Below are 18,610 nucleotides of genomic sequence, written 5' to 3'. Positions count from 1 at the left end.
GTGCGCCGCAGGGGTGAGCTGGTGCGCAGGCGGCGGGGGCGTGGCGCGGCGCACGGGCGGCACCGGCAGGGCAAGCAGCAGCGGTACGAGAAGCCGCCGCGCGCCCCCCGGGTGCCCAAGGAACCCAAGGCGCTGCGCCGGCAGGCACCGACCCCGCGGCAGCCGGACGGCCGGGCCCCGCGACGGCTGGGCCGGCTCCTGCTCGTACTGATACTGCTGTTGATGGCCGCCGCCGTGGCCTACGCGGTGATGTTCATGCCCGGGGACGAGGACGCGCCGGGCGCGGGGACAGGGGCGGCCCGGCCGTCAGGTTCCGCCTCGGCCGCGCCGGCGGAGCCGGAGCCCGGGACGAGCACCTCGGACGGTGCGTCCGCAGGCTCCGGCGGCTCCTCCGGCTCGCAGCAGCCGCAGACCAGTCACTCCGCGACGACGCTCGCCCCCGGTCACGTGCTGCGGAAGGACCCGGAGGGCTTCGAGATCGGTGTCCCGAAGGAGTGGCAGCGCAGCCCGGCCAACGCGGACCGTCAGATCCGTTACGGCAGCGACGGCTTCAGCGTGCTGGTCGTGCCCGGCAGGGACACAGTCAAGGCCAACGGCAGTGACCCGCTGGACTACCAGCGAAGCGGCGAACCGGAGCTGAAGCCCTTCCGGGAGTCCAGCTGGGCCACCTCCGCAGGCCTGCGCCGGATCGACGTCGGCCGGCAGGCGATGGCCGAGGGGCAGTTCACCTGGCAGGAGAGCGGTGGACGCGAGGTGTACGTCCGCAACATGGTCATGATCGTGGATGGCAGGTACCACATCATCCAGGCGATCGGCCCGGAGAACGAGCGTGACAAGGTGTCCGATCTCTACGAACAGGCCATCTCCACCTACCGCGTGACGTCCTGACCGCCAGTCACCGCTTCGTACAAGCATCACAGTGGGGTTTCGTGGGCGGTGCGAGGTTACGCCGCGCTGCCCCCCTCCGTAACCTGTCGTTCGAGGGAATGGGGCGGGGACACACGTGGAACACGCGCAGGGCACGGGAGCGGGAATCGTACTGGCCGGGCGGTACCGGCTCGGTGACGTCCTGGGCCGAGGGGGCATGGGCAAGGTCTGGCGCGCTCACGACGAGGTTCTCCACCGCACCGTCGCCGTCAAGGAGTTGACCGCCGGGCTGTACGCCGCCGAGGCGGACCGCGCGGTGCTCCACGCCCGCACGCAGAAGGAGGCACGCGCGGCGGCCCGCATCACTCATCCCGGGGTCGTCACCGTCCACGACGTCATCGAGTACGACCACCGCCCCTGGATCGTGATGCAGTACGTCGACGGGCCCTCGCTGGCCGACGCGACGAAGGAGTCCGGTGAGGTCGACGCCCGCGAGGCGGCCCGGATCGGGCTGCACGTGCTGAGCGCCCTGCGGGCCGCCCACGGCGCGGGGGTGCTGCACCGGGACGTCAAGCCGGGGAACGTCCTGCTGGCCCGCGACGGGCAGGTACTGCTGACGGACTTCGGGATCGCCGCCATCGAGGGCGACTCCACCATCACCAGGACCGGTGAACTGGTCGGCTCCATCGACTACCTGGCGCCCGAACGGGTGCGCGGCAAGGACCCCGGGCCGGCGTCCGACCTCTGGTCGCTGGGTGCCACGCTCTACACGGCCGTCGAGGGGCACTCGCCCTTCCGCCGTTCGTCGCCCATCTCCACGATGCAGGCCGTCGTCACGGAGGAACCGCCGCCGCCGCTGCGGGGCGGAGCGCTGGAACCCGTCATCACCGCGCTGCTGCGGAAGGATCCTGCGGACCGGCCGACGGCCGAGGAGACGGAGCGGATGCTGCTGGACGCCATGGAGGGGCGCAAGCCCCGCGCCGCCCAGGCCCATGTGCCGACGCAGCGGGTGTCCGGCGAGGACCTGCGCGCCTTCCTCACGCCCGACGGCTCCACGGCCCGCCTCGACCAGCCCCTCCCGGCCCCGCAGGCCGTCCCGTACACCTCGGCGCCCACCACGCTGCGCGGCGGCGGGGGCCGGTGGCGCACGGCTCTGCTGGCCGTCACCGCCGCCGCCCTGATCGGCGGAGCGGCCGGCCTCGTGGCGATGAAGTACGGGGACGACGACGGCGGCACGGGTGGCGGCAAGAGGGAGCAGGCCGTCACCGGCCCTCCCTCGACCGGTCCGTCGCCGTCGTCGTCCGCGTCCGTGGAGCCCGCGGCCGACGGGACGGAGCCCGCGAAGGAGATACCGGACGGCTGGCACCCGGTCGAGGACCCGGAGGGCTTCGGGCTGGCCGTTCCCGACGGCTGGACGCGCCAGGAGAACGGCGGGCAGATCGACTACACCCCGGACGGCGGGGCGCACCGCATCCGGATCAGCGTCGATCCGCAGCCCGACTTCGACAACTCCTACCTGCACATGCTGAGCATCGAGAAGGACCTGGCCGTGCGGCTGCCCGGCTACCAGCGGTCCGTCCTGCGGACCGACACCTTCCGCGACAGGCCCGGCTCCCTGTGGGAGTTCACCTGGGTCGAGTCCAAGGACCACCCGGGCCCGCGGCACGGCATCGACCGGATGTACTTCGGTGGGACGGGCGGCCCCGAGTACGCCCTGTACATGACGGGTCCCGACGAGGACCGGGCCGAGAACCGCCGGCTCTTCGAGACGATGCTGCGCAGCTGGAAGCCTCCGGAGCGGTAGCGGGCCCGGTGGCCCGGCGGGCTTCCGGACCGTCCGGCCGTCGCCGCGGGCGCACTGCCGGGCACACGGGACGGCCGGGCACACGGGACGGCCGGGCACACGGGACGGCCGGGGTCCGGGCCACCCGGGCAACGGGCCGCGCACGGCCCCCGCGGAGGAAGGCCGAAAACAGCGCCCCCGCCTCCGCCACAGGGTGTGGGACCCGCCTGTGACCGGAGGAGAGGCCCTGATCAGCGGTTATGTCGCCAGCGATCACTGGCTTGGTCGTCGGGGGCGGTCGCGAGCTGTTGTGGGGTCTGTGAAAACCTGTTACCGACGGGTACCCAAAGCGTTCGGGTGGACATACCCTCGCCCACATGACGGACTCGCAGGCCTCCACGACCACCCCCGCCGCCGCCCCCGGCGCCCGCGTCGGCACGAACCCGGTGGCCCCCGCCCCCGTGGGCGTGCGCACCGCCGCGGACGTGGTCACACCCGAGGTGGTCGCGCGGCTGACCCGCGGCGTCGCCGGCTCCGGGCGCACGGCCAACCACACGCCCTTCACCGGGGCGAAGCTGGCCGATCTCCCCGAGTCCACCCCCGAGGACGTCGCCGGCGCCTACGAGCGGGCACGCACCGCCCAGCCCGCCTGGGCCGCGACGCCCGTCCGCGCCCGGGCCGCCGTACTGCTGCGCTTCCACGACCTGGTCCTGCAGCGGCAGTCCGAGGTCCTCGACCTCATCCAGCTGGAGACCGGCAAGGCCCGGCTGCACGCCCACGAAGAGGTACAGGCGGTCGCCGTGTCCGCCCGGCACTACGGGCGCAGGGCGGCCGCCTACCTGAAGCCGCGCCGGCACACCGGGGTCGTCCCGACGCTGACCAAGGTGACCGAGCTGCGCCAGCCGCGCGGGGTGGTCGGCCAGATCGCCCCGTGGAACTATCCGCTGGAGCTCTCCGTCGGGGACGCGCTGCCCGCCTTCGTCTCGGGCAACGCCGTCGTGATGAAGCCCGACACCGAGACCGCGCTGACCGCTCTGTGGGCCCGTGACCTGCTGATCGAGGCCGGGCTGCCCGCCGAGGTCTTCCAGGTCGTCATCGGTGAGGGCCCGGTCGTCGGCCCCGAGGTCGTCCGGCACGCCGACTACGTCTCGTTCACCGGCTCCACCCGCACCGGCCGGGAGGTCGCCCAGGGTGCCGCCGCCCGGCTCGTCGGCGTCTCGCTGGAGCTCGGGGGCAAGAACGCCATGCTCGTCCTCGAGGACGCCGACGTGGAGAAGGCCGCCGCGGGCGCCGTCCGCGCCTGCTTCTCCTCCGCCGGCCAGCTCTGCATCTCCATCGAGCGGCTGTACGTCCACGAGTCCGTCGCCGACGCCTTCGTGGAGCGCTTCGCCGCCCGCACCAGGGCCATGCGGCTCGGCAGCTCCCTCGCGTACGGCGCGGACATGGGCTCCCTCGTCGGCGAGCGCCAGCTGGAGACCGTCAGCCGGCACGTCGACGAGGCCGTCGAGAAGGGCGCCACCCTCGTCACGGGAGGCGTCGCCCGTCCCGACATCGGCCCGCTCTTCTACGAACCGACCATCCTGGACGGGGTCGAGGCGCCCATGGCCGTCTGCACCCAGGAGACCTTCGGCCCCGTCGTCTCCGTCTACCGTTTCCGTGACGAGGACGAGGCGGTCTCCCTCGCGAACGCCACCCCCTACGGCCTCAACTCCAGCGTCTGGACCAGGGACGCGCGGCGCGGCCACCGGGTCGCCGCCCGGCTGCGGACCGGCACCGTCAACATCAACGAGGGGTACGCGCCGGCGTACGGCAGCGTCCAGTCCCCGATGGGAGGCATGAAGGACTCCGGCCTAGGCCGGCGCCACGGCTCCGAGGGCATCCTCAAGTACACCGAAGCCCAGACGATCGCCCAGCAGCGGCTCATGCCACTCGCGCCGGCCTTCGGCATGGACGACGAGAAGTACGCGGCCCTCATGAGCCGCAGCCTCAAGGCGATGAAGGCCTTCCGGCTGCGCTGACCCCCGGCGCACCGCTCCGCCCGCCCCGTCCCCCCGCTTCCGATCTTCCCCGCTCCGTTCTGTCTCTTTCGCACCGAGGAGAGCCATGTCCCAGGACAGCCCTGCCCAGACACCGGCCGGATCCGCCGTCGAGGCGGCCGACGACGACGCGTACGACTACGACGTCGTCGTCGTCGGCTCGGGCTTCGGCGGCGCGGTCTCGGCGCTGCGGCTGAGCGAGAAGGGATACCGGGTCGGCGTCCTGGAGGCGGGGCGCCGCTTCACACGCGAGACCCTGCCCAAGACGTCCTGGGACATCAAGAACTACCTGTGGGCCCCGGCACTCGGCCTGTTCGGCATCCAGCGGGTGCACCTGCTGGGCAAGGTGATGGTGCTGGCGGGCGCCGGGGTCGGCGGGGGCTCCCTCAACTACGCCAACACCCTGTACGTGCCGCCCGCGCCGTTCTTCGAGGACCGCCAGTGGGCGGGCATCACCGACTGGCAGGCCGAGCTGGCCCCGCACTACGACCAGGCGAAGCGGATGCTGGGCGTCAGGCTCAACCCGACCATGACCCCGGCCGACGTCCACCTCAAGGCGACCGCCGAGACCATGGGCGTCGGCGACACGTTCCACCTCGCCCCGGTGGGTGTCTTCTTCGGTGACGGGCAGGACGCCGACGGCACGTCCAGGACCGAGCCCGGCGGAGAGGTCGCCGACCCCTACTTCGGCGGGGCGGGACCGGCCCGCAAGGCCTGCGCCGAGTGCGGCGAGTGCATGACGGGCTGCCGTCACGGGGCGAAGAACACCCTGAACGAGAACTACCTGTACCTGGCGGAGAAGGCCGGCGCCGTGATCCGCCCGATGACGTCCGTCGTCGCCGTCACCGAGGACCCGAACGGCGGCTACCGCGTCTCGACCGTCCCCACCCACCGGCGCAGGAAGGCCCGCCCGGCCGTCCTGCGGGCACGGAAGGTGGTCGTGGCGGCGGGTACGTACGGGACCCAGACCCTGCTGCACACCATGAAGGACGAGGGCCTCCTGCCGCGGCTGTCCCCGAGGCTGGGCGAGCTGACCCGTACGAACTCCGAGGGACTGGTGGGCGCGCAGACGAGCGACCGCCGCTACCGCGCGAAGCACGGCGCCGCGAAGGCCGACTTCACCCGGGGTGTCGCCATCACGTCGTCGATCCACCCGGACGCGAACACCCACATCGAGCCGGTCCGCTACGGCAGGGGCTCGAACGCCATGGGCGCTCTCACCATCCTCCAGGTGCCCTACAGCGCGCACCGGGTCCGGGCGTGGTTCGGCAACGTCGCCCGGCACCCGTGGCTGACGATGCGCTCACTGTCCAACCGGCGCTGGTCGGAGCACACGATCATCGGACTCGTCATGCAGTCGCTGGACAACTCGCTCGTCGCGTACCGCAAGCCCGGGGGAGTCGGCAAGGGCCTGCTCACCGCCCGGCAGGGCCACGGGGCACCCAACCCGACGCAGATCGCGGAGGCGACCCAGGGGGCCACCCTGCTCGCCCAGGAGATCAACGGTTTCGCCGGGTCGAACATCGGAGAGCTGATGGGCACCCCGCTCACCGCGCACTTCCTCGGCGGCTGCGCGATCGGGGCGAGCGCCGAGGAGGGCGTCATCGACCCCTACCACCGGCTCTACGGACACCCGGGCATCTCCGTCGTCGACGGTTCTGCGGTCTCCGCCAACCTGGGCGTCAATCCGTCGCTGACGATCACCGCGCAGGCCGAGCGCGCGATGTCCTTCTGGCCCAACAAGGGAGACGCCGACCCGCGGCCGGCACAGAGCGCCGCCTACGAGCGGATCGCCGCGGTCGAACCGAAGGCGCCGGCCGTGCCCGCGAAGGCGTTCGGCGCGCTGAGACTGCCGTTCCTCGGGATGCCCGTGGTGCCGCCGAAGGCGACCGTCTCCGAGGTCTGAGACCGGCTCCCGCCGGAGGGCGGCGGCCTGGAGGGCTCAGGGAGCACACCAGGGGCCGCGCCCCTCGGTCCTGGAGAGGCCCAGGGGCTGCACCCCCCTCCGAGTGCAGCCCCCATGCCTGGTGATTCGACCTGCATGACCCGTGAACCCGTCCGACGGTTGCCCCCCGGCCCGCACATTCCTGCTGTGGCGCTCGCCACACACGGGCGCCCCACGGGGCCGGCGCGCCGCGGCGTCCGGACGCCCTTCCGGCCCGGCCTCCACCCTCACCCTCCGCCGTGCCCCGCCTCCGGCGCCGTCCGGATCCGGAACACCGGGCTCCAGGACCCCGAGCTGCCGTTCGACGGGAAGCCGGCCGACAACCCCGCGCGGCTCGTGCTGAACGGCGACGGCCCCGGAGCCGGGGACACGGGCGGCACCTCCGGCGGTTCCACCGCGACCGGCGGTTCCGGCGGGGGCTCCGCCGGCGGTGGGACGGCGGGACAGGACCCCGGGACGACCGGGACCTCGGGCACGGCGTCCGGTGCGGACGGGGACACGGGCACGTCCGGCCCCGGTTCCGCGACGCCGGACACGGGTGGCGGCCTGGCCTCCACCGGCTCGGTGGCGCTGATGGCCTCCGGTGCCGCGGCGATCGCCCTGGCCGTGGGCGGCGTGCTGCTGTTCGCGACGAGCAGGCGCCGCGCCACGCGGGTCCGACCCGATCATGGCCTGGAAGCGACCGGCCCCGGGCGTCCCCGGGGCCGGCCGCGTACCGGTGACCGGTCCGCTGTCCCCTGCGAACGGGTCACACACGCCGGGACGAGGTCCCACGGCGTACCTGCGGTGCGCCACACGTCCCGGCGGAGCCACGCGTGGTTCTCCTGCCGTGCCGCGCCTGGCCGGCGCGGCACCCGGACCAACGAGACCGCCCGACGGCCGGTCACGCGCCGTACGGGTGAGGCGGCGCCCGAACGCGCGTGCGGCCGTACGGTCTTCCGCCTGGTGCGCCCCGTGCCGCCGGATCCTGGCACCCGCGACCGTGCCGGCCGCCCCTTCCTCCGCACGGGCCCCCGCGAGGCGTACGGCGTCACGGCGTCACGGAGGCCGTGGGACCGTACGGCTCGTGCGTGCCGTCACACCCGGCCGCGGCACAGTTCCAGCAGCGTCATGGCCAGCGCGGTCCCCGGCTTGCCCAGGGCCCCGCTGTAGTGGCCGAGGACGTCCATCTCCCGGGACAGGTTCACCCGGCGGCCCCCGGATGTGATCCTGGCCTCCTGGATGACCGCGGAGACGGCCATCCGTTCCTGGACGAGGCCGATGATCCGGTCGTCCAGCGAGTCGATCCGCGCACGGGCGCCCCCGATCAGGGAGGCGGCCTCCTCGGTGTGCGCGCCGGTCTGCTCGGTGGCCGTCCTGGTGGGTGCGGTGCTGGTCATCTGTGACTCCCGGTCGGGTCGGTTGCCCCGGAGCCCCGGCCCGGAACGCAGGACGCCCCGGGCCTTCGGGCCCGGGGCGTCTGGAACGTTGCTCGTCAGTTGCTCAAGCAGCACGACCATGACACCCGGCGGGCCGGATGCCATAGGTAAAGACGAAGGTCGTGTGCTGACGCATGGGGCACAGTATGGACCCGCCACCCCGCCGGGTCCCGGCGGGCCCGGATGGTGAGACGGGGCCCGCGCGGGGAGCGGGCCGGGGGAGGGGGACGGGAGACCGGAGGGGAAGAGTTCCACGGCCGGTAGAATTGGGTGGACCGACCCCTCTTCTCCACCGCCGGAAGGCCGCTCCCGTGCCAGCAGCACCCCCCGCCGCCGCCGACCCCACCACCGACGTGGTCCTCGTCGTCGACTTCGGCGCCCAGTACGCCCAGCTCATCGCCCGCCGCGTCCGTGAGGCCCGGGTCTACAGCGAGATCGTCCCGTCCACGATGCCGGTCGCCGAGATGCTGGCCAGGAACCCCCGGGCGATCATCCTGTCCGGCGGCCCGTCCTCGGTGTACGCGCCGGACGCCCCCAGCCTGGACCGCGCGCTGTTCGAGGCCGGGGTCCCGGTCTTCGGCATGTGCTACGGCTTCCAGCTGATGGCCACCACGCTCGGCGGCACGGTCGACGACAACGGCGCCCGCGAGTACGGCCGCACCCCGCTCGCCGTGTCCAAGGCCGGCTCGACCCTCTTCGAGGGCACCCCCACCGAGCAGTCGGTGTGGATGTCGCACGGCGACGCCTGCTCCGCCGCTCCCGAGGGCTTCACCGTCACCGCGTCCACGGACGTCGTGCCGGTCGCCGCCTTCGAGAACGACGAGAAGAAGCTGTACGGCGTCCAGTACCACCCGGAGGTCATGCACACGACCTACGGGCAGCAGGTCCTGGAGCACTTCCTGTACCGGGGCGCGGGCATCGAGCCGACCTGGACGACCACCAACGTCGTCGAGGAGCAGATCGCCCTCATCCGGGAGCAGGTCGGCACCAAGCGCGCCATCTGCGGCCTGTCCGGCGGTGTGGACTCCGCGGTCGCGGCGGCCCTCGTGCAGAAGGCCATCGGCTCCCAGCTCACCTGCGTCTACGTCGACCACGGCCTGATGCGCAAGGGGGAGAGCGAGCAGGTCGAGAAGGACTTCGTGGCCTCGACCGGCGTGAAGCTGAAGGTCGTCGACGCCGAGAAGCGGTTCCTGGACGCCCTGGCCGGGGTCAGCGACCCGGAGCAGAAGCGGAAGATCATCGGCCGGGAGTTCATCCGGGTCTTCGAGCAGGCCCAGGCCGAGATCGTGGCCGAGGCGGCGGAGGGCGAGGACGTCGCCTTCCTCGTCCAGGGCACCCTCTACCCGGACGTGGTGGAGTCCGGCGGCGGCACCGGCACCGCCAACATCAAGTCCCACCACAACGTGGGCGGACTGCCCGAGGACATCGAGTTCCAGCTCGTCGAGCCGCTGCGCCAGCTGTTCAAGGACGAGGTCCGGATGGTCGGGCAGGAACTCGGGCTGCCGGAGGAGATCGTCCAGCGCCAGCCCTTCCCCGGCCCCGGCCTCGGTATCCGCATCGTCGGCGAGGTCACCAAGGAGCGGCTCGACCTGCTCCGCGACGCCGACGCCATCGCCCGCGAGGAGCTGACCGCGGCCGGCCTGGACCGGGACATCTGGCAGTGCCCGGTGGTCCTGCTCGCGGACGTGCGGAGCGTCGGCGTCCAGGGTGACGGCCGTACCTACGGTCACCCGATCGTGCTGCGCCCGGTCTCCTCCGAGGACGCCATGACCGCCGACTGGTCGCGCCTCCCGTACGAGACGCTCGCGAAGATCTCCACCCGCATCACCAACGAGGTCGCCGAGGTCAACCGCGTGGTGCTCGACGTGACGAGCAAGCCGCCGGGGACCATCGAGTGGGAGTGATCCCCGCCCGCTGATGCCGTCGCCGCCGCCGTCGCCCTTTCGTCCGGGCGGCGGCGTCGTCGTGTGGGCAGGGCGTGCCGCGGCGGGGGACGAGGCTCGCCCCACGGGGGCCGTCCTCAGCGCCGCGGGGCCGCTCCCGGCGGCCCCGCTTAACCGGTGGCGGGTCCTCCCGGCCCGTGGAATGGTGCGTGACCATGTCTGCCGACGAAGTCCGCGCTCTGATGTCCGCCCCCGGGAACGACCGCCTTGTCTGGAACACCCCGCTGTCCGAAGCCCACGCCGCCCGGCTGATCGCCGCCTGCGCTCCCTCACGGGGAGCCCGGATCGCGGATTTCGGCAGCGGCTGGGGCGAACTGCTGATGCGCCTCGTCGAGGCCGCCCCCGGCGCCACCGGCGACGGCATCGAGACCGACCCGGAAGCGGTGGCCCGGGGGCGACGGCTGGCCGAGGAGCGGGGGCTCGACGGCCGGGTGCGCTTCCACGAGGTGCCCGCCGCCGACCACCCCGGCGGCGGCTACGACCTGGCCGTCTCCGTCGGATCCGCGCACGCTTGGCCGGGAGGGACCCCCGAGGCGCTGGGGGCGCTGCGGGCCGCCGTGCGTCCCGGGGGCAGGGTGCTGTTCGGTGACGGGTTCTGGGAACGCGAGCCGTCGGCCGCCGCGCTGGAGGGGCTCGGTGCCGAACCGGGCGACTTCGGCTCGCTCCTGGGCCTGGTCCGGCAGGCGGAAGCCGCCGGGCTCCGCGCCTTGCAGGTGACCGTCGCCGACCGGCGCGAGTGGGATCTGTTCGAGTCGGCCGCCAACATCGGCCGGGGTGAGCGCTGGGCGCTGGCCAACCCCGGGCATCCGCTGCACGCCGAGGTGACGGCGGCCGTGGACGCCCGGCGCACGGGCTACTACGGCGGCTACCGGGGGACGCTCGGCCTCGCCTACCTCGTGCTCGGCACCTGAGGAACCGCACACGCGCCGGCCGGAATTCGCACATACTGACCACGGGTGCCCGCTGCCCGCCCCGATGCGGTCCGCGTCCACCCCGTACGGCACAATTCGCAGAAAACAGAAGCGAGTTGCTTGTACGGATACGGGAAAGGGCGGCGTTCTCCGTGGCGTTGGACGAGGCGAGGGCACAGGGCCCGCACGGCGGTGGCTGTGCGTGCGGCGGCTGCCCGCACGGAGCACGCGAGGGTCACCGCCGCGCGGTGGCGGCCTTCCTCACCCGGCGGGACGAACTCGCGGCGGGCAAGGGCCTGCCCGCCGGAGTCGCCCGGTCCCCTTCCGCGTCCCGGCAGTGGGTGTCGGACGAGCTCACGGGGTCGGCCCGTGCCGTCGCCGAACGCAGCCGGGAGGCCGGTGACGCCTGGCTCCACGCGGTCTGGCGGCGCACGCTCGTCGTCGTCTGGGGCGGCGTCGCCCTGCTGGTGATCGGCGAGTCCGTCACCGCCGTCGGCGCCGGATGGTCCACCGCCCGGACCGCCGGGCTGGTCGCCGGGCTGGTCACCGCGTGCCTGCTGACCGGCGCCGCCCGCGTCCACCGGGCCCGCGGCGGCCTGCTGGCCCCGCTCGTCGGGGAGGACAACCGGCTCTCCACCTCACGTGCCGTCGCCGCGTCCTGGGTGCTGCTCGCCGTCTTCTCCGTGCTCGTCCTCGCGCTGCAGCTGGCCGGGGCCTCCGGCCACGACGACCGGGACGAGCTCATCGAGGGCCTGGACCTGGTCCGCTCGGCCGGTGTGCTCACCGTGCTGGCACTGGTGTGCGCGGTCGCCGTGCTCGTGCGCCGCGTGGTGACCGTGAGGGTGCTGGGGCAGCGTCTGCAGAAGCTGCGGGCCGACCGGCCGCGCGCCGCCGACCTGCTCACCGACGACTCCGGGCGCGGCAGCTTCACGGACGTGCAGTACGTCCTCGTCAGCGCCGTCGCCGTGCTGTTCGCCGCGGTCCGCCTCGCACGCCGCCCCGAGCAGCTGCCCGACCTGCCGTGGGGCCTCGCGATCCTGGTGGCGGTGTCCGCCGTGACGTACTTCTGCGGGAAGTACGCGGAGGGCGGGCGCCCGGTCATCCACTCGGTCGTCCGCGCGCGGGAGGCCGGGGACCTGGACGCGCCGATCCGTACCGGTGACGACATCGAGATCCGCGGTGCCGGCTTCGTGCCGGTCGGCGCGGGCAGCCCCGACCGGCTGGCCCGGGTGGTCGTCAGGATCGGCCGGGTGCACGTCCACGTGCCGCTGATCCCGGTCGCCGGTGGCTTCGCCAATCCGGCGGACACGGTGCTCACCGTGCCGGTCCCGGTCGAGGTCGAGCCGGGTGTCGTGGACGTCCAGGTCGTGACCGCGGCGGGTGTGGAGACCAACGCCTGCCCGATCGACGTCACGGACTGACCGGTCACGGACGACCCGGTCCCCGACCGCACACCGGTGAGCCGTGCCCGGCCGACGTACGTATGGTCTGTTGAAAGGCCAACAGAAGGCGGGGCAGCGATGCACGGATACGGCGGCGGTTCCTACGGGACGCACGGGCCGGGAGGCGGGACGCACGGGCCGAGAGGCACGAGGGAGCGCGCGCGGCAGTACGCGCTGCTGCCCCTGCGGATCTTCCTCGGCGTCACCTTCGTCTACGCGGGCCTGGACAAACTCACCGACGGCGCGTTCCTGTCGGCGACCGGGCCGGGGTCCATCGGCGAGACGATGAACGCCGTGCGCGACACGTCCGCCGTCCCGGCGCTCGTCGACCTCGCGCTCAAGAGCCCCGAGGGCTTCGGCCACGCCATCGCGTTCGGCGAACTCGCGGTCGGCCTCGGTACGCTCGCCGGACTGTGGGCACGGATCGCGGCCCTCGGCGGGGTACTGATCTCGCTGAGCCTGTGGCTGACCGTCAGCTGGCGGACGGAGCCGTACTACTACGGCAACGACCTCGTCTACCTCATGGCCTGGCTGCCGCTGCTGCTCGCGGGCGCCGCGGAGTTCTCCGCGGACGCCCTCCTCGCGTCCCGGCGGCGGCGCATCCGGTAACTGACCCACGTCACACAGGCCGCGAGCCCGAGTCCCCCGAGGAACACCGGGGCGGCGAAGGCCCAGGAGACCTCCCAGGCGCCGACGGCGTCCGCCGTGTAGCCGCCGGCCAGCGCGAGCATGACGACGCCCGCCACCGCGCGGCCGGGCCGGAACTCATGACGCGGCACGGGTGACCTCCAGTTGTCCGACGCCGGCTTCCAGGTCCAGCTGGACCGTGCCGGCGGGCTTGCTGTCCTTCAGGGGTCCGACGGTGCGACGCTCGCGCAGATCCGTGGCGAGACGTATGCCGTCGTGGGCGCCGGTGAAGAGCCGGATGTCGCCGAGCCCCGTCCCGGCGTCCACCTTCACCGTCACCCCGTTCGGCACGACGACGCGCACGACGCCCGCTCCGACCTCGACCCCGGTGCGCACGGTGTCACCCACGGGGACGGTGATCGCGGACAGGTCGAGCTTCGCCACCCCGGCGCCCAGTTCGTAGCGTGGCTGGACCGCCGCCACGGAAGCGGGCCGCCACTCCTTGCGGACCCAGTCCGTGCCGATGTCCTTCGGCACGGAGGAGGCGCCCGCGAGAAGCCCCGCCGTGAGCACGGCCAGCACGATCGTGCCGAACCCCGTCCGGCCGATGACCGAGGCGACGAGCAGGCCGGCGCCGAACACCGCGAGAGCGGCGGCCAGTCCGAACTGCAGGCTCGTCCCCAGGGGGTGCGCCTCCCAGCTCAGCCCCGTGCCCAGACCGGCGGCGGCCAGGGCGAGGAGGAAGACGAGTCCCCCGATGGGGCGGGGGCCCCGGGTGCCCGGCGGCCGGTGGGGAGCACGGGAGGGGAAGGCCGCGGTCGCCCCGCGGGGCCGCTCCGCCGGTCCGGAGGCCGCGTCCACGGGACCCCACAGATAGCCGGGCCCCACCGGGCCCGTCGTGCCGTCCTTGACGATGGGGTCCCGCCACCAGGACGGGCCGCCCGGCGTGGGAGGCGCCTTCACCTCGGGCGGCGCCCCGTGGCCCGGGGGATGTGCCAACGGGCTGCCCGGCGTCTGCGCCACCGCGCCCGCGGGGTCCTCCGGGGCCGTCCCGCGGTGCTGGGTCCAGACGGAGAAGCCGACGACGGCCAGCGACAGCATCGCCGCGAAGGCCAGCATCCCGCCGTTGTGCAGCATCGACAGCAGCAGCCCGCAGCCCACCAGGGCGAGCAGCAGCGCGATCAGGGAGGCACCCTCCACCCGCCCGGACAGCAGCCTGCGTGCCTCGTTCTCCTCCTCGCCGTCCAGGGGGAGGAGGAGCCAGGCGAAGCCGTAGAAGATCAGACCGATGCCGCCGGTCACCGCCAGGACACCGAGCACGATGCGGAAGATCACCGGGTCGACGTCGCAGTACCGGCCGAGCCCACCGCACACCCCGGCCACCACCTTCTGCCGCGGGCTGCGGTGCAGCCGCGGTTGCGGGTCCGGGGGCGGCGTGACGCCGGGGGCGGCGTCCTGGGGAACGGTCATGGCTCCATGGTGACGGCCCGTACGCCCGGACGGGACCCGCAGCGACCCTGGGCGATCCCTGATATTGCCTCCCGGCGTCCCCTGCGGGCTCCGGCGGGGCCGGCGGGCTCCGGCGGGGCCGGCGGTGAGGCGGGGCGGCGGTGGACGACCCGGGCGGCCGGGGATCAGGGACGGGTCCGGGGCGACCCTGATACCGCGACCGGCCCCGGCGTGTGACCATCGGTCCATGCCGACAGCCACGACCCGAGCCCCGAGCTCCCACGCCCCGGACGCGGAGGAGCCGCCGCCGCGCAAGCTGTACCGCAGCGCCGACGGGCGGATGCTCGGCGGTGTGGCGCGCGGGCTGGCCGGTCACCTGGGGCTGCCCGTCGCCTGGGTGCGGTTCCTCTTCCTCGGGCTGTTCCTGGCGGACGGGCTCGGCGCCCTGCTGTACGCCGTGTTCTGGATCGTCGTCCCGCTCGGCGTGGGCGGGGTGGAGACGACGCGTTCGGTCTTCGAGACGGCACCCGACGGCCGGCGCCGGCTGCGCAAGCCCGACAGGGGCCAGGTGTTCGCCCTGGTCGCGCTCCTGGTGGGCGCCGTGGTCTTCGTCGGCAACGTCGACATGGGCAGCGAGGCCGACCGCTACATCTGGCCGACGCTGCTGATCGGCGCCGGCTCCGTCCTCGTCTGGCGCCAGGCCGACAACGCGCGGCGGGCCCGCTGGATCGAGGTCGGCCGCCGCCGCCGCGTGCTGCACCTGGCCCGAGCCCTGGCCGGGGTCGCGCTCGTCGGCCTCGGTCTCGCCGTCTTCATGGTGGTCCGCGGCTCCGCGGCCCAGCTCGGCAACGTGATGACCGCGGCCATCGCCGTGCTCACCGGCATCGCGCTCCTGGCCGGCCCCTATCTCGTACGCATGACCCAGGACCTCTCCGAGGAACGCCTGATGCGCATCCGCGCCCAGGAGCGCGCCGAGGTCGCGGCGCACGTCCACGACTCCGTCCTGCACACGCTCACCCTGATCCAGCGCAACGCGGACGACGGGGGCGAGGTCCGCCGGCTGGCCCGCGCCCAGGAACGGGAGCTGCGCAACTGGCTCTATGACCCCGGCGGCACCGGCAAGGACGAGGACGACGAGCCCACGACGCTCGCCGAGGCCGTCAAGCGCGCCGCCGCGGAGGTCGAGGACAAGCACGGGGTGCCGCTGGAGGTCGTGGTCGTCGGCGACTGCCCGCTCGACGAGAGGCTGACCGCACAGATGCAGGCCGCACGCGAGGCGATGGTCAACGCCGCCAAGTACGGTGGCGAGGGCGGAGCCGTCCAGGTCTTCGCGGAGGTCGAGGGCCGCACGGTGTTCGTCTCGGTACGGGACCGGGGGCCGGGCTTCGACCTGGACGACGTCCCCGGCGACAGGATGGGCGTACGAGAATCAATCATCGGCCGGATGCAGCGCAACGGCGGTACGGCGCGACTGCGTCCGGTGCCCGGCGGGGGCACGGAAGTCGAGCTGGAGATGGAGAGGGCGGGCGAATGACCGAGAACACCGAAGCGACCGGGGGGCCGGAGCGCCGGGTACGGGTCGTGCTCGTCGACGACCACCGGATGTTCCGCACAGGGGTACAGGCCGAGATCGGCCGCACCGAGGAGACCGGTGTCGAGGTCGTCGGCGAGGCCGCCGACGTCGACCAGGCGGTCACCGTGATCACGGCGACCCGCCCCGAGGTCGTCCTCCTGGACGTCCACCTCCCGGGCGGCGGCGGCGTCGAGGTGCTGCGCCGGTGCGCACCGATGATGGGCGCCGTGGAGAACCCGGTGCGCTTCCTGGCGCTGTCCGTGTCCGACGCCGCCGAGGACGTCATCGGGGTCATCCGGGGCGGCGCCCGCGGCTACGTCACCAAGACCATCACCGGCGCGGACCTGGTCGACTCGGTCTTCCGGGTGCAGGACGGCGACGCGGTGTTCTCGCCCCGGCTGGCCGGCTTCGTCCTCGACGCCTTCGCGTCGACCGACGCGCCCCCGCTCGACGAGGACCTGGACCGGCTCACGCAGCGCGAGCGGGAGGTGCTGCGGCTGATCGCCCGCGGTTACGCGTACAAGGAGATCGCCAAGCAGCTGTTCATCTCCGTGAAGACGGTCGAGTCGCACGTCTCGGCGGTGCTGCGCAAGCTCCAGCTGTCCAACCGGCACGAGCTGACGCGGTGGGCCACGGCACGGCGGCTGGTCTGAGGCCCCACGGGGTCAGCCGCCGGACGCCTCGAGCGCGATGTTGAGCTTCTCGCCGGCCCTGCGGTAGCCGATGCCCGCGTAGATCCGTTCGACGTCCGGGCTGCCGGGTTCCAGCCAGACGGTGTCGAAGCCGCGCTCGAAGGCCGTGGCGGTGAGCCAGGCCGAGAGTGCGGCGCCGACGCCCCGGCGGCGGAAGACGTCTGCGACGGCCAGTCCGGCGAGTTCGCCGATGCCGTCGACCGGTGCCGAGCAGCCGCCCGCGCCGGCGGGGAGGCCGTCCACGGTGGCGAGTGCCGACACACCGCCGTCGGCCGTCGCCGTGCGCAGCCACGCGATCATGCCGTCGTCGGGGCCGCCCTCGCCGCCGAAGCCGGTGTGCTGGACGGCGGCGGCCGACGCGAACTCGTCCTCGGTCCTGGGTTCGGCGATGCGCAGCCCGTCCACCGGGCCCGGCACCCGGAGGGCCGCGGGCGTGCAGACGAGTACGGGGGCCCGGCTCTCCACGGTGAAACCGGCGTCCAGCAGGGCCTGTTCGACGGCCGGCGCCCACGACGGCAGGAACTCCAGGCGGGGCAGCCGGTCGTGTGCGCGCATCGCCGCCACCAGGTCCGCGACGTCCCCGGCGGTGGGCTCGGCGCCCCGGTCGGGTATCGCGTAGTTGGCGAACCTCAACTCCCAGTCCGGGTTGTGGCGGACCGTGAAGGGGCCGGTCCGGTAGTGGCCGGGGGAGCGCAGGGCGAGCGTACGCGCGTAACTCTGGACAGCGGTGTCCATGGACAAGGGTGGCCTTCTCTCTGGCGGCGTCCGGTCGGCGCGGAGCCTATGCCACCCGGGTCGCTCCCGCGAAGGGCATTTCGCTGATGGGCGCGATACGCACAGGGGCGCCGGGGCGCGGGGCGTGGATCATCTGGCCGCCGCCGATGTACAGGCCGACGTGGCTGATCCCCGAGTAGAAGAACACCAGGTCGCCCGGGGCCAGTTCGGAACGGGAGACGCGGCGGCCCGCGTTGATCTGGGTGTACGTGGTGCGGGGCAGCGAGACACCGGCGGCCCGCCACGCGGCCTGGGTGAGCCCGGAACAGTCGAACGACGAGGGGCCGGTGGCCCCCCAGACGTACGGTTTGCCGAGTGCGCCGTACGCGAAGTCGACGGCCTGCGCCGCGCGGGAGCCGGGGGCGGCGACGGAGGCGCGCGGGATGCCGCGGTCGGCGCGGGAGGGGCCGCCGCCGTGCGCGGTGTCCGCCGCACGCTCGTAGTCGGCCCGCTGGGCGGCGGTCAGGGTGGCGAGCAGCTTCCGGGCGCCGGCCAGTTTGGTGACGACCGTGTCCTTGTGCTTCCGCAGTTCCGCCCGGCGTGCGGCGAGGGACGCGAGCTCGTCCTCGGCGCGGGCGCGCAGCTGCGCGATGCCGTCGGCCTGCCGGCGCACGCCGTTGAGCGCACCGGCCTGCCGGTCGCCGGCGCGGTCCAGGTAGGCGGCCCGGCGGAGGTACTGGTCGGGGTCGGAGGAGAGGGCGAGCCGGACGGCCGGGTCGATGCCGCCGCTGCGGTACTGGGCGGCGGCGAAGGAGCCGAGCGCGTCGCGCGTGGCGTTGAGGCGTGCGGTCCTGCGCGCGGCCTCGTCGCGCAGGGCGTCGAGGGACTTCGCGGTGGCGGCGGCCTTCTCCTTCGCGCCGTTGTACCGCTCGGTGGCGATCTCCGCCTCGTGGTACAGCCGGTCGACCTCGGTCCTGACCTCGGCCGGGGTGAGCGGGGGCTCCGCCTGGGCGGCGCCTTCGAAGGCGGTCGCGGTCGCCGCTCCGGCGAAGGCCAGGGTGGCTGCGGTGCGGGCAGCAGGGCCGGTGAAGAAGCGCTGCTTGGGCTTGCGGTGAGCGGCTTTGCGGGGCGCGGCCACGAGGGCGTGGGTCCTTCCGTTCGACTGCCCGCCACCGGCCCGGCGGGCCCGCCGGGCACCCCGGCGGGCAGT

Annotated in this window: 13 protein-coding genes and 1 pseudogene; 10 read left to right on the top strand and 4 right to left on the bottom strand. The window is 73.8% G+C overall.

Going from position 1 to position 18,610, the window contains the following annotated elements; translation table 11 throughout:
- The 4 genes and pseudogenes from ABZ371_RS13755 to ABZ371_RS13740 form a co-directional block, all read left to right on the top strand.
- A pseudogene (locus ABZ371_RS13755) lies at positions 1 to 888 on the top strand (serine/threonine protein kinase); the annotation flags it as partial.
- A 115-nt stretch (positions 889 to 1,003) separates the two neighbouring features.
- Complete coding sequence (locus ABZ371_RS13750) at positions 1,004 to 2,671, top strand: serine/threonine-protein kinase (protein ID WP_358678037.1); 1,668 nt, start codon at positions 1,004 to 1,006, stop codon at positions 2,669 to 2,671.
- A gap of 356 nt (positions 2,672 to 3,027) precedes the next feature.
- Positions 3,028 to 4,668, top strand: coding sequence for a succinic semialdehyde dehydrogenase (locus ABZ371_RS13745; RefSeq protein WP_358678035.1), 1,641 nt, complete (start codon positions 3,028 to 3,030; stop codon positions 4,666 to 4,668).
- A gap of 85 nt (positions 4,669 to 4,753) precedes the next feature.
- A complete protein-coding gene (locus ABZ371_RS13740; RefSeq protein ID WP_358678033.1) occupies positions 4,754 to 6,592 on the top strand; it encodes a GMC family oxidoreductase in 1,839 nt (612 codons plus the stop codon).
- Between the two features lie 1,115 nt (positions 6,593 to 7,707).
- Here ABZ371_RS13740 and ABZ371_RS13735 read toward each other — a convergent pair.
- Positions 7,708 to 8,010, bottom strand: a complete 303-nt coding sequence (locus ABZ371_RS13735; RefSeq protein WP_358678031.1) for a chorismate mutase — start codon at positions 8,008 to 8,010, stop codon at positions 7,708 to 7,710.
- Positions 8,011 to 8,360: 350 nt separating this feature from the next.
- Here ABZ371_RS13735 and guaA point away from each other — a divergent pair, with 350 nt between their 5' ends.
- The 4 genes from guaA (at position 8,361) to ABZ371_RS13715 (ending at position 12,954) form a co-directional block, all read left to right on the top strand.
- Positions 8,361 to 9,953 carry a glutamine-hydrolyzing GMP synthase gene (gene guaA, locus ABZ371_RS13730; protein ID WP_358678028.1) on the top strand — a complete coding sequence of 531 codons (1,593 nt, stop codon included), beginning with the start codon at positions 8,361 to 8,363 and terminating at the stop codon, positions 9,951 to 9,953.
- A gap of 194 nt (positions 9,954 to 10,147) precedes the next feature.
- Positions 10,148 to 10,903: a class I SAM-dependent methyltransferase gene (locus tag ABZ371_RS13725; RefSeq protein WP_358678025.1), complete on the top strand. Its 756-nt coding sequence runs from the start codon at positions 10,148 to 10,150 to the stop codon at positions 10,901 to 10,903.
- Positions 10,904 to 11,055: 152 nt separating this feature from the next.
- On the top strand, positions 11,056 to 12,324 hold the full coding sequence (locus ABZ371_RS13720; RefSeq protein WP_358678022.1) for a hypothetical protein: 1,269 nt from the start codon (positions 11,056 to 11,058) through the stop codon (positions 12,322 to 12,324).
- Positions 12,325 to 12,423: 99 nt separating this feature from the next.
- Positions 12,424 to 12,954: a DoxX family protein gene (locus ABZ371_RS13715; protein WP_358678019.1), complete on the top strand. Its 531-nt coding sequence runs from the start codon at positions 12,424 to 12,426 to the stop codon at positions 12,952 to 12,954.
- Between the two features lie 156 nt (positions 12,955 to 13,110).
- Here ABZ371_RS13715 and ABZ371_RS13710 read toward each other — a convergent pair whose 3' ends face one another.
- On the bottom strand, positions 13,111 to 14,442 hold the full coding sequence (locus ABZ371_RS13710) for a PspC domain-containing protein (protein ID WP_358678016.1): 1,332 nt from the start codon (positions 14,440 to 14,442) through the stop codon (positions 13,111 to 13,113).
- 226 nt (positions 14,443 to 14,668) lie between these two features.
- Between ABZ371_RS13710 and ABZ371_RS13705 the strand changes: the two genes are divergently transcribed.
- Together ABZ371_RS13705 and ABZ371_RS13700 are read left to right on the top strand one after the other, a co-directional pair.
- Positions 14,669 to 15,955, top strand: coding sequence for a PspC domain-containing protein (locus tag ABZ371_RS13705; RefSeq protein ID WP_358678013.1), 1,287 nt, complete (start codon positions 14,669 to 14,671; stop codon positions 15,953 to 15,955).
- A complete protein-coding gene (locus tag ABZ371_RS13700) occupies positions 15,952 to 16,647 on the top strand; it encodes a response regulator transcription factor (RefSeq protein ID WP_358678010.1) in 696 nt (231 codons plus the stop codon). Before ABZ371_RS13705 ends, ABZ371_RS13700 begins: the two co-directional genes overlap by 4 nt.
- A gap of 12 nt (positions 16,648 to 16,659) precedes the next feature.
- Here ABZ371_RS13700 and ABZ371_RS13695 read toward each other — a convergent pair whose 3' ends face one another.
- Both ABZ371_RS13695 and ABZ371_RS13690 read right to left on the bottom strand, forming a co-directional pair.
- A complete protein-coding gene (locus tag ABZ371_RS13695; protein WP_358678007.1) occupies positions 16,660 to 17,421 on the bottom strand; it encodes a GNAT family N-acetyltransferase in 762 nt (253 codons plus the stop codon).
- Positions 17,422 to 17,467: 46 nt separating this feature from the next.
- On the bottom strand, positions 17,468 to 18,538 hold the full coding sequence (locus ABZ371_RS13690) for an NlpC/P60 family protein (RefSeq protein WP_358678039.1): 1,071 nt from the start codon (positions 18,536 to 18,538) through the stop codon (positions 17,468 to 17,470).
- Between the last annotated feature and the right edge of the window lie 72 nt (positions 18,539 to 18,610).

Source organism: Streptomyces sp. NPDC005899, from assembly GCF_040629645.1.
In the GTDB taxonomy this organism is placed as follows: domain Bacteria; phylum Actinomycetota; class Actinomycetes; order Streptomycetales; family Streptomycetaceae; genus Streptomyces.
The sequence above is the reverse complement of the archived record's forward strand: the minus strand, read 5'-3'. Positions and strand labels throughout refer to the sequence as shown.

Coding starts and splice junctions, on each gene's coding strand:
- ABZ371_RS13740 (WP_358678033.1), top strand. CDS start 4,754: ATGTCCCAGGACAGCCCTGCCCAGACACCGGCCGGATCCGCCGTCGAG.
- ABZ371_RS13725 (WP_358678025.1), top strand. CDS start 10,148: ATGTCTGCCGACGAAGTCCGCGCTCTGATGTCCGCCCCCGGGAACGAC.
- ABZ371_RS13695 (WP_358678007.1), bottom strand. CDS start 17,421: ATGGACACCGCTGTCCAGAGTTACGCGCGTACGCTCGCCCTGCGCTCC.
- ABZ371_RS13705 (WP_358678013.1), top strand. CDS start 14,669: ATGCCGACAGCCACGACCCGAGCCCCGAGCTCCCACGCCCCGGACGCG.
- ABZ371_RS13745 (WP_358678035.1), top strand. CDS start 3,028: ATGACGGACTCGCAGGCCTCCACGACCACCCCCGCCGCCGCCCCCGGC.
- ABZ371_RS13715 (WP_358678019.1), top strand. CDS start 12,424: ATGCACGGATACGGCGGCGGTTCCTACGGGACGCACGGGCCGGGAGGC.
- ABZ371_RS13735 (WP_358678031.1), bottom strand. CDS start 8,010: ATGACCAGCACCGCACCCACCAGGACGGCCACCGAGCAGACCGGCGCG.
- ABZ371_RS13710 (WP_358678016.1), bottom strand. CDS start 14,442: ATGACCGTTCCCCAGGACGCCGCCCCCGGCGTCACGCCGCCCCCGGAC.
- ABZ371_RS13700 (WP_358678010.1), top strand. CDS start 15,952: ATGACCGAGAACACCGAAGCGACCGGGGGGCCGGAGCGCCGGGTACGG.